The 16,511-nt window shown below is 62.1% G+C and carries 9 protein-coding genes, 2 tRNA genes and 1 rRNA gene; 1 reads left to right on the top strand and 11 read right to left on the bottom strand.

The genetic code is table 11. The features are described 5' to 3' along the window. Positions 1 to 273 precede the first annotated feature (273 nt). The 6 genes from XM53_RS11115 to XM53_RS11140 form a co-directional block, all read right to left on the bottom strand. Positions 274 to 349 (bottom strand) — tRNA-Ala (locus XM53_RS11115). A 104-nt stretch (positions 350 to 453) separates the two neighbouring features. After that, positions 454 to 530, bottom strand: a tRNA-Ile gene (locus tag XM53_RS11120). Positions 531 to 786: 256 nt separating this feature from the next. Continuing rightward, positions 787 to 2,255, bottom strand: a 16S ribosomal RNA gene (locus tag XM53_RS11125). A 747-nt stretch (positions 2,256 to 3,002) separates the two neighbouring features. Continuing rightward, positions 3,003 to 3,629, bottom strand: coding sequence for a protein-methionine-sulfoxide reductase heme-binding subunit MsrQ (gene msrQ, locus XM53_RS11130; RefSeq protein ID WP_057793262.1), 627 nt, complete (start codon positions 3,627 to 3,629; stop codon positions 3,003 to 3,005). Beyond that, positions 3,629 to 4,534, bottom strand: coding sequence for a protein-methionine-sulfoxide reductase catalytic subunit MsrP (gene msrP / locus XM53_RS11135; protein ID WP_057793264.1), 906 nt, complete (start codon positions 4,532 to 4,534; stop codon positions 3,629 to 3,631). The genes msrQ and msrP overlap by 1 nt, the downstream gene beginning before the upstream one ends. A 361-nt stretch (positions 4,535 to 4,895) precedes the next feature. After that, the gene (locus tag XM53_RS11140; RefSeq protein WP_057793266.1) at positions 4,896 to 6,389 is read right to left on the bottom strand and encodes an FMN-binding glutamate synthase family protein; all 1,494 of its coding nucleotides are present in this window, start codon (positions 6,387 to 6,389) and stop codon (positions 4,896 to 4,898) included. Between the two features lie 281 nt (positions 6,390 to 6,670). Here XM53_RS11140 and XM53_RS11145 point away from each other — a divergent pair, with 281 nt between their 5' ends. Continuing rightward, positions 6,671 to 7,153: a fasciclin domain-containing protein gene (locus XM53_RS11145; RefSeq protein WP_057793267.1), complete on the top strand. Its 483-nt coding sequence runs from the start codon at positions 6,671 to 6,673 to the stop codon at positions 7,151 to 7,153. Between the two features lie 49 nt (positions 7,154 to 7,202). On the opposite strand, the gene XM53_RS11150 is transcribed toward XM53_RS11145, so the two are convergent. The 5 genes from XM53_RS11150 to clpB form a co-directional block, all read right to left on the bottom strand. Then, entirely contained in the window at positions 7,203 to 8,702 is a 1,500-nt protein-coding gene (locus XM53_RS11150) for a hypothetical protein (RefSeq protein ID WP_057793269.1), read from the bottom strand. 89 nt (positions 8,703 to 8,791) lie between these two features. Further along, on the bottom strand, positions 8,792 to 10,372 hold the full coding sequence (locus XM53_RS23720) for a hypothetical protein (protein ID WP_236544472.1): 1,581 nt from the start codon (positions 10,370 to 10,372) through the stop codon (positions 8,792 to 8,794). A 39-nt stretch (positions 10,373 to 10,411) separates the two neighbouring features. Then, positions 10,412 to 11,362, bottom strand: coding sequence for a hypothetical protein (locus XM53_RS11165; protein WP_057793270.1), 951 nt, complete (start codon positions 11,360 to 11,362; stop codon positions 10,412 to 10,414). Continuing rightward, positions 11,359 to 13,407, bottom strand: coding sequence for a glycosyltransferase family 2 protein (locus XM53_RS11170; RefSeq protein ID WP_057793272.1), 2,049 nt, complete (start codon positions 13,405 to 13,407; stop codon positions 11,359 to 11,361). The genes XM53_RS11165 and XM53_RS11170 overlap by 4 nt, the downstream gene beginning before the upstream one ends. Before the next feature lie 344 nt (positions 13,408 to 13,751). After that, positions 13,752 to 16,370, bottom strand: a complete 2,619-nt coding sequence (clpB, locus tag XM53_RS11175; protein WP_057793274.1) for an ATP-dependent chaperone ClpB — start codon at positions 16,368 to 16,370, stop codon at positions 13,752 to 13,754. Positions 16,371 to 16,511: the final 141 nt, after the last annotated feature.

Below are 16,511 nucleotides of genomic sequence, written 5' to 3' on the forward strand. Positions count from 1 at the left end.
CCGGATTACTCCGGAACTTGGTTATAGTACTTGACTTGGACAACTCTGTTCGTTTCAGCCCGGGATACATGAAGGAAGGCGTGGATGCACCTTTCAGCATGCCGTCCACCGAAGTGGAACCAGACCGAGATCGCTTGCGTACTTGCAAGGATCAAACAGTGTTGATTGTCACTTCAAGATTTCTCTCGAAGCAACTTGTATCTCTCTTTACGATTTCAAAGCGTCCGATTGGACGGCAAAACAGCGATGCTGCTTAACGGTCAAATCGGGATATGGTGGAGCCTAGCGGGATCGAACCGCTGACCTCCTGAATGCAAATCAGGCGCTCTCCCAGCTGAGCTAAGGCCCCTAAGCGTGGCTTCACCAAAGGTGAAACGCGCGTCAGCCGAAAGGCGTTTCCGCAGGAAATGCCGATAGGCCAATTCTGTCTTTTCCGCGGCGCGGAAAAGACGTTGGTGGGTCGAGGAGGACTTGAACCTCCGACCTCACGCTTATCAGGCGTGCGCTCTAACCACCTGAGCTACCGACCCAAGTTGATTTTACCAAAGGTAAAATCGACGTCGCCCGGCAGGCGTTTCCGCAGGAAATGCCGAGAGGGCCGCCGACCGCTGCGGCGGGCTGACGATCAACCCACTTTCACGGTTACGGCTTTCGCGGTGCGAAAGCCTTGACTGAAGAGATATGAGGACGGCCTGGACCGTATGATGTTTGATCGGTTTTGATTACCGATCTGCTAAGTGTTTCATGATCACCGAACGAATTCGACGATACTAGAAACATCCTTAGAAAGGAGGTGATCCAGCCGCAGGTTCCCCTACGGCTACCTTGTTACGACTTCACCCCAGTCGCTGAGCTTACCGTGGCCAGCTGCCCCCTGCGAACAGGTTGGCGCACCGTCTTCGGGTAAACCCAACTCCCATGGTGTGACGGGCGGTGTGTACAAGGCCCGGGAACGTATTCACCGCGTCATGCTGTTACGCGATTACTAGCGATTCCGACTTCATGCTCTCGAGTTGCAGAGAACAATCCGAACTGAGATGGTTTTTAGGGATTAACCCTCTGTTACCACCATTGTAGCACGTGTGTAGCCCAACCCGTAAGGGCCATGAGGACTTGACGTCATCCACACCTTCCTCCCGCTTATCACGGGCAGTTTCCATAGAGTGCCCAGCCGAACTGCTGGCAACTAGGGATGTGGGTTGCGCTCGTTGCCGGACTTAACCGAACATCTCACGACACGAGCTGACGACAGCCATGCAGCACCTGTCACTGATCCAGCCGAACTGAAGGAATCTCTCTCGAGAAACCGCGATCAGGATGTCAAGGGTTGGTAAGGTTCTGCGCGTTGCTTCGAATTAAACCACATGCTCCACCGCTTGTGCGGGCCCCCGTCAATTCCTTTGAGTTTTAATCTTGCGACCGTACTCCCCAGGCGGAATGCTTAATCCGTTAGGTGTGTCACCGACACGCATGCGCGCCGACGACTGGCATTCATCGTTTACGGTGTGGACTACCAGGGTATCTAATCCTGTTTGCTCCCCACACTTTCGCACCTCAGCGTCAGTATCGAGCCAGTGAGCCGCCTTCGCCACTGGTGTTCTTCCGAATATCTACGAATTTCACCTCTACACTCGGAGTTCCACTCACCTCTCTCGAACTCTAGACTAGTAGTTTTGGAGGCAGTTCCAGGGTTGAGCCCTGGGATTTCACCCCCAACTTTCTAATCCGCCTACGCGCGCTTTACGCCCAGTAATTCCGAACAACGCTAACCCCCTCCGTATTACCGCGGCTGCTGGCACGGAGTTAGCCGGGGTTTCTTTACCAGGTACTGTCATTATCATCCCTGGCGAAAGAGCTTTACGACCCTAAGGCCTTCATCACTCACGCGGCATGGCTAGATCAGGCTTGCGCCCATTGTCTAAGATTCCCCACTGCTGCCTCCCGTAGGAGTCTGGGCCGTGTCTCAGTCCCAGTGTTGCTGATCATCCTCTAAAACCAGCTATAGATCGTAGACTTGGTAGGCCATTACCCCACCAACTATCTAATCTAACGCGGGCCGATCCTTCACCGAAATTCTTTCCCCCGAAGGGCGTATACGGTATTAAACCCAGTTTCCCGGGACTATTCCGTAGTGAAGGGCACGTTCCCACGCGTTACTAACCCGTCCGCCGCTAGAACCGAAGTTCTCGCTCGACTTGCATGTGTTAGGCCTGCCGCCAGCGTTCGTTCTGAGCCAGGATCAAACTCTCAAGTTGAAAAGCTGTTACCAGCTTATCCTTGACGTTCGAACCTCTGCACATCAATTCCGACCGGCTAAGGTCGGAACTTGTCTCTGTTTGTTGTGCTTCTGGTTTTCATCAGAAAACCGGAAGCCGTCCAAACAGTGAAGCTGACTATCCATCATCGGATCGGAACGAGTTCCTCTCCTAGGTAGTTTGATATGTAGAGTGTTGATCCATCGAATAGACCAAACCGCCCACATATCTCTTCAGAAACTATCGATTTCAAAGAGCGCAGAGACAAAATCAACACGAAGCGCCATTTCTTTTTGGCGCAACCTGCGTCAGATACCTCAGTGTTTGTTGCCGTCTGTCCCTCTGGAGCATCGCTCCTTCGTTCCGTCTGGCGTTCCGTTGTGCGCCTCAGCGCCGCCGGTGAGGGGGTATTTACGGATTGGGGCCGAACCTCGCAACCCCTTTTTTCGGGAAACGTCATGTTTTTTTCAAAAAACTCATTTGTCGTTTAAAATCAGTGGTTTAAAAATGCGATTTTCTGGCCTTTCCGGTTTTCATCCTGTGCCGGACCAGGCTTTACCCAAGGGCAATTGGCCCAAATTCGGGTTATCCACAGCGTTTTCGACGGAATCCGGCGAGTCACAGGCGGGAATCTGGCCCGAGTCACCCCCGAGTCTTCCCGGAATCATCCGCCGACTCGTGTGATTTCCGAAAATGAATCGCCTGATTCCGGAAATTTCCCGGAATCAGCGTCCGCAAACCGCCGACTCACGAAGCAGTCTGCACCCGACTCGCCGCTTTTTTCCGCTTCGACAGGACCCGCCACGCGATCAGCCCCGCGATGACGCCCAGGAACACCAGCGGACGGACCTGCCAGCCCTTCACCAGCATCACGTAATGCACCCCGCCCAGAATCGCCGCCGGATAGACCAGCTGGTGCAGCCGGCCCCAGGCCGCCGCCCCCATCTTGCGGGTCGACAGGTTGTTCGAGGTCACCGCCAGCGGGATCAACAGACCGAACGCCGCCATGCCGACAGTTATGTAAGGCCGCTTCACGATATCGGCCCAGACCCGCCCGACGCTTTGCACATCCAGCACCGCCCAGACCAGCAGGTGACAGACCACGAAGAAGAAACAGGCCAGGCCCAGCGCCCGGCGGAACTTCAACAGGTTCACCCCCGCCAGTTTGCGCAAGGGCGTCACGGCCAGCCCCGCCACCAGCAGGTACAGCGCCATCTCCCCCATCTCGTGCTCCAGCACCTTCACGGGGTCCGCGCCCAGCCGGTTCTGAATGCCCAGCCACAGCATCCACGCGGCATAGCCCAGGCTCGCCACGTAAATGGGCCACGCCGGCACCCGGCGCAGCCCCTTGTTGATATGATCGACGGCCGCCATCAGAAGTTGGCTTTCAGGTCCATCCCGTCATACAGGCTCGCCACCTCTTCGTCGTAGCCGTTGAACATCAGCGTGTCCTGCCGCCGCGCGAACAGCCCCGATCCGATCACCCGCTCACTCGCCTGGCTCCAGCGAGGGTGGTCCACGTCGGGGTTCACGTTGCTGTAAAACCCGTATTCCCGCGCGTTGGCCTTGTTCCAGCTCGTCGGCGGCTCGGTCTCGGTCAGGGTGATCCGCACGATCGACTTGATCGACTTGAAGCCATATTTCCACGGCACCACCAGCCGCAGCGGCGCGCCGTTCTGGTTGGGGATCTCTTTCCCGTAAATCCCCGTCGCCATCAGCGTCAGCGGATGGGTCGCCTCATCCAGCCGCAGCCCCTCGACATAGGGCCAGTCCAGCACCGGGTATTTCACCCCCGGCATCTCGTCCGGGCGCAGTGCGGTCTCGAACGCCACGTACTTGGCCCCCGACTGCACCCCTGCCATCTCCAGCAGGTCGGCCAGCTCGAACCCGTTCCACGGCACCACCATCGACCACGCCTCGACACAGCGGAAGCGATAGATCCGTTCCTCCACCGTCATCCTGGCCATGATATCCTCGAACGCGTAATCGCCAGGGCGGTCCACCAGCCCGTCGATCTTTACCATCCAGGGCTGGGTGGTCAGCGTATGGGCATTCTTGACCGGGTCGCCCTTGCCGGTGCCGAACTCGTAGTAGTTGTTGTAGGTGGTTATGTCCTCATAGGACGTGGGCTCCAGGTCCTGCGCCCGCGCCGGCATCCCGCCAACCCCGGCCAGGCCCATCCCGGCGGCGGCCCCCGCCATCAACTGCCGCCGGTTCAGGAACGCGGCCTCGTCGGTCACATCCTTGTCGCGCAGCGTGTTCTTCCAACGATAGGCCATGCGGGCTCTCCTCTTCTCGCGGGCATGTCTTTCACTTGGGTGTAAGGAAAGCGCGTTTTCTTCGCAAAACAAGCCGTCTCACGAAGACGTTGGAGCGCGGTAACAATGGCTGTCTCTCCGCACGCGCACGCGCGCACACGCGATGAACCAAGCCGCGCGATTGCCAGACCGCGGGCTGGCGACCTGACGGTGGTTCATGGCACTTTATGGTTGCCGTGTCCGAATAAGCCCCAATTGAAGTGCGAACGTCACCCAATCGCCAGCCCGTCCGGGCGGTCTGGCGATCGCGCGGCGGCCTGCGGCCTTGATTCCGCGCCATTACCCCCGCCGCCGTCCCGGACCTGATCCGGGACCTCTGACCTTACGGATACTGCGCCGCGTCCACGCTCGGCCGGATCTTGGTCAGCGGGATCGACGTGCCGTCCGCCTGCACGATCCGCACATGCCGCCGCCGCATCAGGCGCGGCTCGGCCACGCCCACCGAATGGGCGATGGTCTCGACTTCCTTGATCACCTGCCGCGCGTAATTGGCCACCTTCATGTACTTGTCCTCGACCACCAGCCCCTTCTGCAGGTGCTTGTCATGGGTGGTGATCCCCGTGGGACAGGTGTTGCGGTTACATTTCAGCGCCTGGATGCAGCCAAGCGAAAACATGAACCCCCGCGCCGAGGTCACGAAATCCGCGCCCGCGCAAATCGCCCAGGCCACGTCGCCGGGATTGACCAGCTTGCCCGCCGCGATGATCCGGATCCGTTGCTTCAGCCCGTGCCGGTCGCGCAGGTCCACCATCCGGGTCAGCGCCTCGCGGATCGGCATCCCCACCAGGTCCATCAGCGGCATGGGGGCGGCCCCCGTGCCCCCCTCGCCGCCATCGATGGTGATGAAATCCGGCGCGCTTTCCGCACCGCGCTCGACGATCAGCTCGAACATCTCGTCCCAGGCCTCGCTCGACCCAACCACCGTCTTGAACCCCACGGGCTTGCCCGTGACCTCGCGGATATGGCCGATGAAATCCAAGAGTTCGCCGTAATTGTTCACTTCCCGGTGCCGGTTGGGCGAGATGCTGTCCTGCCCCACCGTGATACCACGGATCTCGGCAATCTCCGGCCCCACCTTCGCCCCGGGCAGGATGCCGCCCTTGCCGGGCTTCGCCCCCTGCGCCAGCTTCAACTCGAACATCCTGACCTGCTCGGTTTCGGCCATCTTGCGCAGCTTGTCGTCGTCCAGCGCGCCATCCGGCGTGCGCACCCCGTATTTCGCCGTGCCGATCTGGTAGACCACGTCGCACCCGCCCGACAGGTGATAGGGGCTCAGCCCCCCCTCCCCGGTGTTCAGCCAGATCCCCGCCTCCGCCGCGCCCCGGCTCAACGCCTCGACGGCGGGGCGCGATATGGCGCCATAGCTCATGCCCGAGATGTTGAAGATCGACCGCGCCATATAGGGCGTCCGGCAATAGGGGCCGATCTGCATCGGCTCGGTCGCCGCGAACTGATCATCGAGCGGCGGAAAGGCCGCTGGCACGAAAATCGGCGTGCCCGCCACGTTCAGGTTCCGGGTCGACCCGAAGGCGATGGTGTTGCCCTTGCCCTTTGACGCGTGCCCCACCCAGTCGCGCTGTGCGCGGTTGAACGGCATCTCCTCGCGGTCCATGGCAAAGAAATACTGGCGGAAAAACTCGCCCAGCGTGGTGAACAGCCCCCGGAACCGCCCGATCACCGGATAGTTGCGCCGGATCGCGTCGCCGGTCTGGGTCTTGTCGATGACGAAAAAGATCAGCGCCAGCGCGATGACGATCCCGATCGCCAAGACGAAAACCAGCGCCAGAAAGCCGAGGATCTCGAAAACCAGGTCCATCGCCGCCCCTTCGGAAAGTACCTGGCCCCCTTATGCCACAGACCTGACGCGTCTCAAGCGTTTAACCCGCGCCACGGCACCCGAAATCTCACGCCGCTTCACGAATATTTCAGTGGAACTCGGAAAATCCCCCGGCTTAGGCGACCGTCCCGTTTCGTCAAGCGGCACCGGCGGGAATCCCCGCTGAACCGAACCGCTCCGCTCCGCGTACAGGGGGCACGATGCACGATTGCGGCATCGCAAACACTCGTACCGAAGACACCTTACAAGGGAGACAAAACATGCTTCGCAGAACTTATCTTGCCCTGACCGCCGCCACCATCCTTGGCGGTGCCACCACCGCCTTTGCCGAATCCGGCAAGGACATCGTCGACACCGCCACCGAGGCCGGCGACTTCACCACCCTCCTGGCCGCGGCCGAAGCCGCCGGACTGGTCGAAACGCTGAAAGGCGACGGACCCTTCACCGTCTTCGCCCCCACGGACGAGGCCTTCGCCGCCCTGCCCGAAGGCACGGTCGACACGCTCTTGCTGCCGGAAAACAAGGATCAGCTGACCAGCATCCTGACCTACCACGTGGTGCCCGGCAAGGTGATGTCCGGTGACCTCAGCGACGGCATGACCGCCGAAACCGTGCAGGGCTCCGAGGTGACCATCGGCACCGAAGGCGGCGTGACCGTCAACGAGGCCAATGTCGTCACCGCTGACATCGAGGCCTCGAACGGCGTCATCCACGTGATCGACGGCGTGATCATGCCCGAGTAATTTCTGTGTCGCAGGCCGGGGCGCATGTCCCGGCCTGTACCGTTCGACGTCAAGCCGCGCGCCGGTGTGCCTGCTTCAGCTCCGCCGCGTAAGGCAAGCCATTCAATCGTGGCGTCGTATTGTGGATCAGCTTGCCCACCAGTTTGTTGCGCTTGCGGGCCAAGGGATCGAACGCAGCCGTCAAAAACAAAAGCCGCCTGTCGTTGAACGGATTGATGTAGAAGTTCCGCCCGAACGCATAGTAAACGTTGTTGGGCGCCGCGGGCATGAACAATTCGGCATGGGCGACGTCCGGCATCCGCGCCCGCGCAGGCTCGGGCAACCCGTCGTGCCACGCGGCATATCGTGCCCGCAGGCTTTCCAGGCGGTCTGCTGCAACCCGGTCCGGCAAATGCTCGGCCCGCATGTTCAAAAGCGCCGCCAGCGCATCGTCCAGCGTGCAGCCATGTGCCGCAATGGCCCGCGTCCATTTGTTCGCCCGCGTCATCTCTGCCCCGTTCCCGCGCAGAACCAGCGTCGTTTCCGGTGCGCGCGACACGGCCCGCACCGTCACCTCGTCGATGCCGTCAAACGAAAGCCCGGTGCGAAAAGCCATCTTCACCCGCAACTCCGCAACCTCGTCCGGCGTCATGAAGCTCTCGAACTCCGGGGCCTCACGGTCGATCACCTCCAGCGTGACACCCATCTCGCGCGCCAGCAATTGCGCGCCTTCGCGGTCGAACCGCGTGACCTTGTAGATGTCGTGCATGTAGAACCGCTCGATCCGGTCAAGGACCGGCGCCGCCGCAGCGAGCAGCAGACGTGAATCCGTCCCCGCCGACAGCGGCAACGCGGTGGAATAGCCAGCCGTCAGCGCCGCCATCACCTGTTCCAGCCGCGCGGCGATCTCGGTGGCCACGCCGTTGCGGTCCTCGCCCGCAGCCACGAAATCGTCCTCGGGGCCCAGCCAGTGCCGGTGCATTTCAAACGTCTTCAGATCAAGGTAGTGATTGGCAAAGACCCGCCGGCAATGCCGGTCATAGGTCTCGCCCAACAGGTACTGCCCCTCGCGCGCCAGAACCTCGCGGCTGGTGATCCCCGGCTCGGGCTCGGCCTCGCGGTTGATCGCCACGTGAACGCTCGACGCCACCACGCGGTCCTTTCTGGAATAGACCGCGCTCAATCCGGCCGTGGCGTCGAAATAGATCCGCGTCGCACCATAGGCCGCGACCAGCACGATGAACCGCCCGGCCAGACCCTCGATGTAATCCTCCAGCGCGGCAAGCGAGCCTTTGCCCTCCAGCGACATGCGCCCGTCCAGCGACCGCCCTTCGCGATCGACCGCGACCCCCAGCACGACACCCAGAACCTTGCCGTTTCCGAACCCCAGCTCGTGACGCGGCAGGCGCGGACAATGATGCAGATGCCAGTCCCCCAGCTTGACCTGCATCCATTGCTCGCACGGAGCGGTGCGGGTCTTGGACACCCTGAACTGAAAAGGGAACGCCTCGGAAAAATTCCAGCCATTCTTGTTGCACACCACTTCCGCGGTGCAGATCCTGCGCTTCATACTGCCTCACTTTCCGCCGCGTCGTTGCGCGGCCTGCTCTGCTTTTTATACCGGGGGCAGTTTTGTTATTATCGCCCTCCGGGTCTGGTCTATTTCTTGTGGATCACGACCACCTGGTCCTTTCGCTTCTTCTGGAACCGCACCGGCTCCACGATGCAGCCGGAAATGTCTTCGCTCAGCTTGTTGAACTCCGCCGCGACCACCGGGTCGGAATGCTGGAACGTGCGGTCGTCCAGCCAGCTGCGGAACAGCGCCGCGGTCTTGGTGATGCCGGGCTGCTCATAGGTGTCGGGCTGCCAGCGCAGATCCTCGATCACGTAAAGCCCGCCCGATTCCAGCCGCGGAAAAACTTCAAGAAACGCGTTCTGCTGGTGATGGCTGGCATGGCTCGCGTCGTCGATCGCGATGGTCGGGGCAACGCCCATGTCCTCCATCGCGTCCGCGATGTTCTCGCGCTTGTCCATGTCGCAGCGGTGAAAGGTGAACCGCTCATGCTCGAACCAGGAAAAGTCCGACACGTCCAGCCCGTGGATCTCGGCCTTCGGAAAGTATTCCAGCCACATCCGGATCGACGGACAGTCATTGGTCTCGCGGTCCGGGTCGTTGCCATGCTCCGGCCCGCCGATCAGCAGACCCATCTCCAGGAATGTGATCTTGCGCTGCCGGTAGGGGTGAAACAGCATGTGATACAGCTCGGTATACCGATGCTTCGTCGATCCCTTGTCAGACCCGTAGCGATCCGCAAGATCGGTCAGGTTCTCGCCGCCCTTGCCCGTGGGCAGGCGCGGCGCGGTCGTCACGCTTTCGGCCAGTTCGGCCTGCTTCTTCTCCGCCTTTTCCTCGCGCGACAGCACAGGTGCGGCCTCGCAATCGATGTTGTGCTTGTTCAAGATGTGCTCCATCCAACTGCCCGCTTCGGGCATCCCGCCCTGTTTCGACAGGAACTCGCGCACCCGCCGCCCGTAAAAATGCACCGAATAGGTCTGGTCGGTGATCATGTCCTCGACCTTTTCCTTGGCCCAGCCGCGCATCAGCAGCCGCCGCTCGCGAAAGCCCACCGGGTACAGCCCCTCGATGGGTTGGGCGTATTTCGCCTCGCCCGTCTTGTGCAGGTAATGGGTCACCGCCTGCGGGCCCCAGACCCCCCATTTCATCTCGCTGACGTGCACCGGTTCGCCTTCGTCCTTCTGCTGCTGAAGCTTGTCCTTCTCGGCGTCCGAATACCATTCCGGGATGCCGTACTCGTCCTCGCTCATCTCCAGCAGCTGGCCCAGCGCGTCGCTGTCAGGCGGCAGGCCCAGCACACCGCCGTTGATATGGTGCTTCGATTCCCAGCCAAAGAAATGCCCGGTCTCGCTCTGGAATGGTTTAACGCAATAGGCATCCAGATCGGCCCAGATCATCCGGTCGTTCTGCTTCAGCAGGTGATAGCGGAACACGTCCGAGAACAGGGCAAAGCTGCCGGTGCGGCCGTGCTGAATGAACCGGTCGATCTGCAAGACGCTGTCGCCGTGGATCAGCTCGACCCCCTCGGGCACGTTCTGCACGTCCTTGTAGTGATACAGCTTCACGTGATGGCCCGCGTCCAGGAAGGACTGCGCGCACAGCACCTCCACATAGCTCAGCGGGCCTTCCACCCAAAGCATCCCGATCTCGTAGTCCTGCGTCATCTGCGTCCTCTTCGTCCGGCCTCTTGCGGGCCTGTTGTTCTAGTGGCTCGCGACATGCTCGAGCTCCAGCAAGGTGATGTCGGGATTCGCCCGGATGTCGGCGATGTCCTGATCATACATGCGCTTGAGATGCGCGCGCTCATGCGCCGTCCACGGATCGTACCCGCCATGGTCCGGGCCGCGCGGATACTTGTCCTGCAAGGCGACCCGCTGCTCCAGCGCCGCCTCCGCGCCGTCGCGGTGAATCATCTGCAACAGCTCCGATACCGCCCGCCCGCTCGCGGTCGGGCGCTTGTTCTTGTCCTTGGGCTGCTTCAGCTTGGACACGTCCACCGAAGGCCCGCACAGGTTCGACAGCACCCGCTCGTCCAACTGGCGGAAGTCCTCATAACGCCAGACACAGATCTTCGCCTCGGGAAAACTGTTGCGCATGACCTTCAGAACCTTCATCCAGTTCGGCATGTGCTCCAGCACGCGTTTGCGCATCACCGTCTCGTCGATGAAATTCTTCGAGGTCACCGAGCGCAGATACTCCACATAAGCCGAGGCGAAGAAATCCGCATAGTTCCTCAGGCCCAGATGCACCTCGCGCACCGTCCACGGGATCTGCCCGGCAATCGCCCCGACCAGCTCGTCGCGCCACAGGTACAACAGCCCGCGCTTCACACAATGCCCGCAATGCCCGGCCAGGTTCTCATCCGACAGGATCACCCGGTCGATCTTGTCCTTCTTTCCGATCAGCCCGTCAAAGAACGCGCCGGTCTTCTCGGCCAGCTCCGCCGCGGTGTACTTGGTGCGGAAATTCATGCCTTTCTGCTCGTACACATACAGCTGGCACGGCACCGTCAGTTCCTTGCGCATGTCGCGGTGATGCACGTAAAGAACACCCTGCTTCTTCAGATAGCCCGCGTTGCGGCCCAGCATCGACTGGATATGGCTGGTGGCGGTCTTGTGAAACCCGCCATGCAGAACGACATAAGGCTCGCTCATTCCGCGGCGTGCTCCTTCAACAGGGCGACACACTCCTTGGGATCCTGCCCCGGCTGGTTGATCTGCGTCAGCAGCGCGTGGAACGCCGCCCATTCGCCGTTCGATTTCAGCGTCGCGATTTTCGCCTTGTGCCAGGCGCAGGCCTCGGCATGTAACAGCGCCAGCTTGTCGTCCTGCAACAGCCGGTCGAACTCCGCGCGCGTGCGGTCCACCGTCGGCAACAGCGACCGGTCCTCGACGATGCTCAGGTTCATGTCGGCCCAATAGGCCACGCCCTGGTCGCGGTCCACGTGGTTGGTCCGCCCCCGGTCCCGCTTGACCAGGAAACTGTCGATCGAACGGACCGAGTAGTGATGCAGCCGCGCGTAATCGTGACGGAAACCGCCATAGGCCGACCATCCGGTGGTGTAATACGCCTCTGGCATCAGTTGACCGCCGCCATCCTTCCAGATGAACTCCACCGGCCGCCCGTCATCGAACTTGGGCCGGTGCACGCCGAAGCGGGTGGCCCCCCGTCCGGGTCGGAACATGGTCTTCAGACCCAGCGCCCGGTACTTGTCGCGGTAGTCCTCGGGCGCCGACCAGGTGAACTGCTCGGTCACCAGCCTGTCCTCATAGGCCACCTTGTCACCCCGGCCGAAGATCTTCCAGCACAGAGAGATCGCATCCGCCTCGCCCGTCGCCTCGAACAGGTCGGGCAGGCGCCGGTCGCCCACGCGCACGTTCAGAAACTCGTCGCAATCGGCGCAAATGACCCAGTCGCACTCCTTGTAGAAATCCTCCTTCAGGGTCCTGCGCAGGGCGCTGCGCTGCGGGCTGCCGCCCTTCTTGATCTTGTTGTCGATATGCTTGGCCAGCCCCAGTTCTTCCAGCCGCATCCCGATCCGGTTGGTGCCGTCGTCGCAATCGTTGGTGTAGATCAGGAAATCGGTAAACCCGATGGCACGGTGATAGGCCAGCCATTCCAGCATGAAGGGGCCTTCGTTCTTCATCGTCGTCACGATGCCGCAGCGGTCGTTCTTGCGCGGGCCCAGGTTGGGCGGCGACGGAATGACCTTCACCGCGACGGTCTGGGTCTCAGGCTGGTCCCGTTTCTCGGCCTCCGCCGATGCCGCATCCGGCGTCGGCGCGTCGGGCTTCTGCGTCTCGTCCGCCCGCGCCTCGCGCCGGGCCTTGGCCCTCAGCCGCTTGCGAAAGGCCATGGCGAACCGATCGGCCAGCTCGTCGCGGCCCTTTTCCTTGAAATACGCGGCCACCGACCCCTTGAACCACGGCAGGTTCCGCCGCCCGCGATACAGCCGATAGAACTCCGCCTCCGTCAGCTCGTCGAACAGCACCGAATGCATCACCGGCTTCAGCGCGTCGATCTTGCGCAGGAAAACGGCGGTCTTGTGCACCGAATAACGACAGTTGAAGACCCGGATATTGTCGCCCTCGAACCGCTTCACATGCTGCTTGTCCAGCGCGTGATAGGGGTCGTAGAAGATATTCACCCGCCCCAGCCCCCCGGTCAGCTCCGCCGCGTCCGACAAGGGCAGCGTCCAGTCCTGCCGCCGCCCGCCCTCATACCGCGTCTCCCACGGCACCAGCCGCGTATCCAGCGTGCTCTGCGGGTTGACCGACATCACATGCGCCCCGGGCACGAGCGAGCCAAAGGCGATGGCGGCATACCCGCCCATCGACACGCCCGCGAACACCACCCGATCGTAGCCGTCAAAGAACCCGTCGTCGCGCAGCTTCTCGAACCGCGCGATCAGTTCGGCGTCGCGGTACCAATCGGCCACATGCGCCATCACGCCCAGGTGCGACACATTGGTATCGCGCGCGAACTTGAACGCCCAGGGCTCGCGGTCCGGCGAGGTGTCGTTGACGTTGCTCAGGTTGTCGAAGGTCACCAACAGGCGGTTCACCGGCCGCCGCACGAACATCAGCGAATGCCGCAGGTGCCGCTCCATGAATCCCTCGCCCTCGCCCCCGGGGCGAAGCTCGTCGAACCAGCGGGGCACCGCTGGCGTGTCGTCTGCTGAACTGTCCTGCTCGGCCATGGCCCGATCTTATGACTGATATGGTTGCCGCACGGGTTACTCCGCGCCGTTTCGCCTCTGGCGCCACTATACGCGCGGCCTGCGAATCCGCGCAACACTCGTGTCAAATTGTCGGCGCTAAAGCCATTTCCGCAACACCCCGGCCTTTCCGCGCACGCCCCGTCTTCCTCTGGCCCCCCAATCAAACCTGCGTTTGGGGGCTAGCCCCGTCCCGGACCCGATCCGGGACCTCGTAGGGTGGGTTTCCAACCCACCTTCGCAGACCGTCCCTTCACCCGCCCGCTCAAAACGAAAACCCCCGCCGAACCTCTTCGGCGGGGGCAAAACCCGTCATCCGACAGGGCTCAATGCACCACGGCATCGTCCGGGCGGCCGCGGCTGGTCGACCCGACGCGCTCGCCGATGATCAGCCCTTCGGCCCCGGCGCTTACCGGCACGGTCGATCCGTCCAGGATATCCCCGGCCAGCAATCCTTCGGCCAGCGGGTCCTGCAACGCCTTCTGGATCACCCGCTTGAGCGGCCGTGCGCCGTACACCGGATCATAGCCTTCATCCGCCAGCCACTTGCGCGCCGCATCGTCCAGCTCCAGCGTGATCTTCCGCGCGGCCAGCCGCTTGAGCAGGCGGGCCATCTGAATATCCACGATCCCGTCCATCTGGTCACGGTTCAGCCGGTCGAAGACCACGATCTCGTCCAGCCGATTCAGGAACTCGGGCCGGAAATGCGACCGCACCGCGTCCATCACGTCGCGCTTGGCCGCCGCCGCATCGGATCCTTCCGGCAACTGGCTCAGCGCCTGCGACCCGAGGTTCGACGTCAGGATGATCAGCGTCTGCTTGAAATCGACCGTCCGGCCCTGCCCGTCGGTCAACACACCGTCGTCCAGCACCTGCAACAGCACGTTGAAGACCTCCGGATGCGCCTTCTCGACCTCGTCGAACAGCACCACCTGATAGGGCCGCCGCCGCACCGCCTCGGTCAGCACGCCGCCCTCGTCATACCCGACATAGCCCGGAGGCGCGCCGATCAGACGGGCGACCGAATGCTTCTCCATGAACTCGCTCATGTCGATCCGCACCATCGCGCTGTCGTCGTCGAACAGGAACTCGGCGACGGCCTTGGTCAGCTCGGTCTTGCCCACGCCGGTCGGCCCCAGGAACAGGAAGCTGCCCAACGGACGGTTCTCGTCGTTCAGCCCGGCGCGCGCCCGGCGCACGGCATTGGCCACCGCCTTGACGGCGGCATCCTGGCCGATCACCCGGCGGTGCAGGTTGTCTTCCATGCCCAGAAGCTTCTCGCGCTCGCCTTCCAGCATCTTCGCGGTCGGAATGCCCGTCCAGCGTTCGACCACCTGGGCGATCTGCTCGGGTCGCACGGCCTCCTCGACCATCACGCCGTCTTCCTCGGCCTTCTCGGCCTCGGCCAGCTGCTTCTCCAGCTGCGGAATGACGCCATAGCTCAGCTCCCCGGCCTTGGCCAGGTTGCCTTCGCGCTTGGCATGGTCCAGCTCGATCCGCGCCCGGTCCAGCTGTTCCTTCAGATCACGCGCAGACGCCAGCTTGTCACGCTCGGCCTGCCATTGCGCCGTCATCTGGCTGGATTTCTCCTGCATGTCGGCCAGCTCTTTTTCCAGCTTCTCCAGCCGGTCCTTGCTGGCGGCGTCGTCCTCTTTCTTCAGGGCCTCGGCCTCGATCTGCTTTTGCAGGATCTCGCGGTCAAGCGCGTCCAGTTCCTCGGGTTTGCTGTCCACTTCCATGCGCAGCCGGCTCGCGGCCTCGTCCACAAGGTCGATCGCCTTGTCCGGCAGGAACCGGTCGGTGATATACCGATGGCTCAGCGTCGCCGCCGACACCAGCGCACTATCCGAGATCCGCACACCATGGTGCAGCTCGTACTTTTCCTTGATCCCGCGCAGGATGCTGATCGTGTCCTCGACGGTGGGTTCCTCGACCATCAGCGGCTGGAACCGGCGTGCAAGGGCCGCGTCCTTTTCGACGTGCTTGCGATACTCGTCGAGCGTCGTTGCACCCACACAGTGCAACTCGCCCCGCGCCAGCGCCGGCTTGATCAGATTGGCCGCGTCCATCGCGCCATCCGCCTTGCCCGCGCCCACCAGCGTGTGCATCTCGTCGATAAACAGGATGATCTCGCCCGCCGCATCGGTGACCTCGTTCAGCACGGCCTTCAACCGCTCCTCGAACTCACCGCGATACTTCGCACCGGCGATCAGCGCGCCCATATCCAGCGCCAGCAGCTTCTTGTTCTGCAAGCTTTCCGGCACGTCGCCATTCACGATCCGCAGGGCGAGACCCTCGGCAATCGCCGTTTTACCCACGCCCGGCTCCCCGATCAGGACCGGGTTGTTCTTGGTCCGGCGACTCAGAACCTGCATGGCGCGGCGAATCTCGTCGTCCCGCCCGATGATGGGGTCGATCTTGCCGTCCGCGGCCCGCTTGGTCAGGTCCGTGGCGTATTTCTCCAGCGCCTCATAGCTGTCCTCGGCGCTGGCCGAATCCGCCGTCCGCCCCTTGCGAATGTCGTTGATCGCCTCGTTCAGGCTTTGCGCACTCAGCCCACCTTGCTCCAACGCGTCCTTGGCAGGGCTTTTCACCATCGCCAGCGCGGTCAGCAGACGCTCAACCGGCACAAAGCTGTCGCCGGCCTTCTTGGCCAGCTTGCCGGCCTCGTCCAGCAGCTTCACGGTCTGGCCGTCCATGTAGATCTGGCCAGAATCGCCACTGACCTTCGGGATCTTCCCAAGGCTCAGATCCAGCGCCTGCACCACGCGCGCCGGCTCACCGCCCGCCCGCTTGATCAGGTTGCTGGCCATCCCCTCGGGGTCGTCCATCAGTGCTTTCAATATGTGTTCGGGCGCCAGTTTCTGGTGGCTTTCCCGGATCGCGATCGTCTGCGCGGCTTGAATGAAACCACGCGACCGCTCGGTGAACTTCGACAAGTCCATCCCGTCTCTCCTTTTTTTCAAGCGTTATCCCGGTGGCGCACCCAGTATTAGGCGTGCGGCTTCGGGAACCTCAGCCCTTTAAATGGGTAACGCCCCTGTGAGCTTCAAGACGGACCTGCAAATTGTATACACCCGGCGCGC

The sequence above is a fragment of the Roseovarius atlanticus genome (genome assembly GCF_001441615.1).
Lineage (GTDB): Bacteria > Pseudomonadota > Alphaproteobacteria > Rhodobacterales > Rhodobacteraceae > Roseovarius > Roseovarius atlanticus.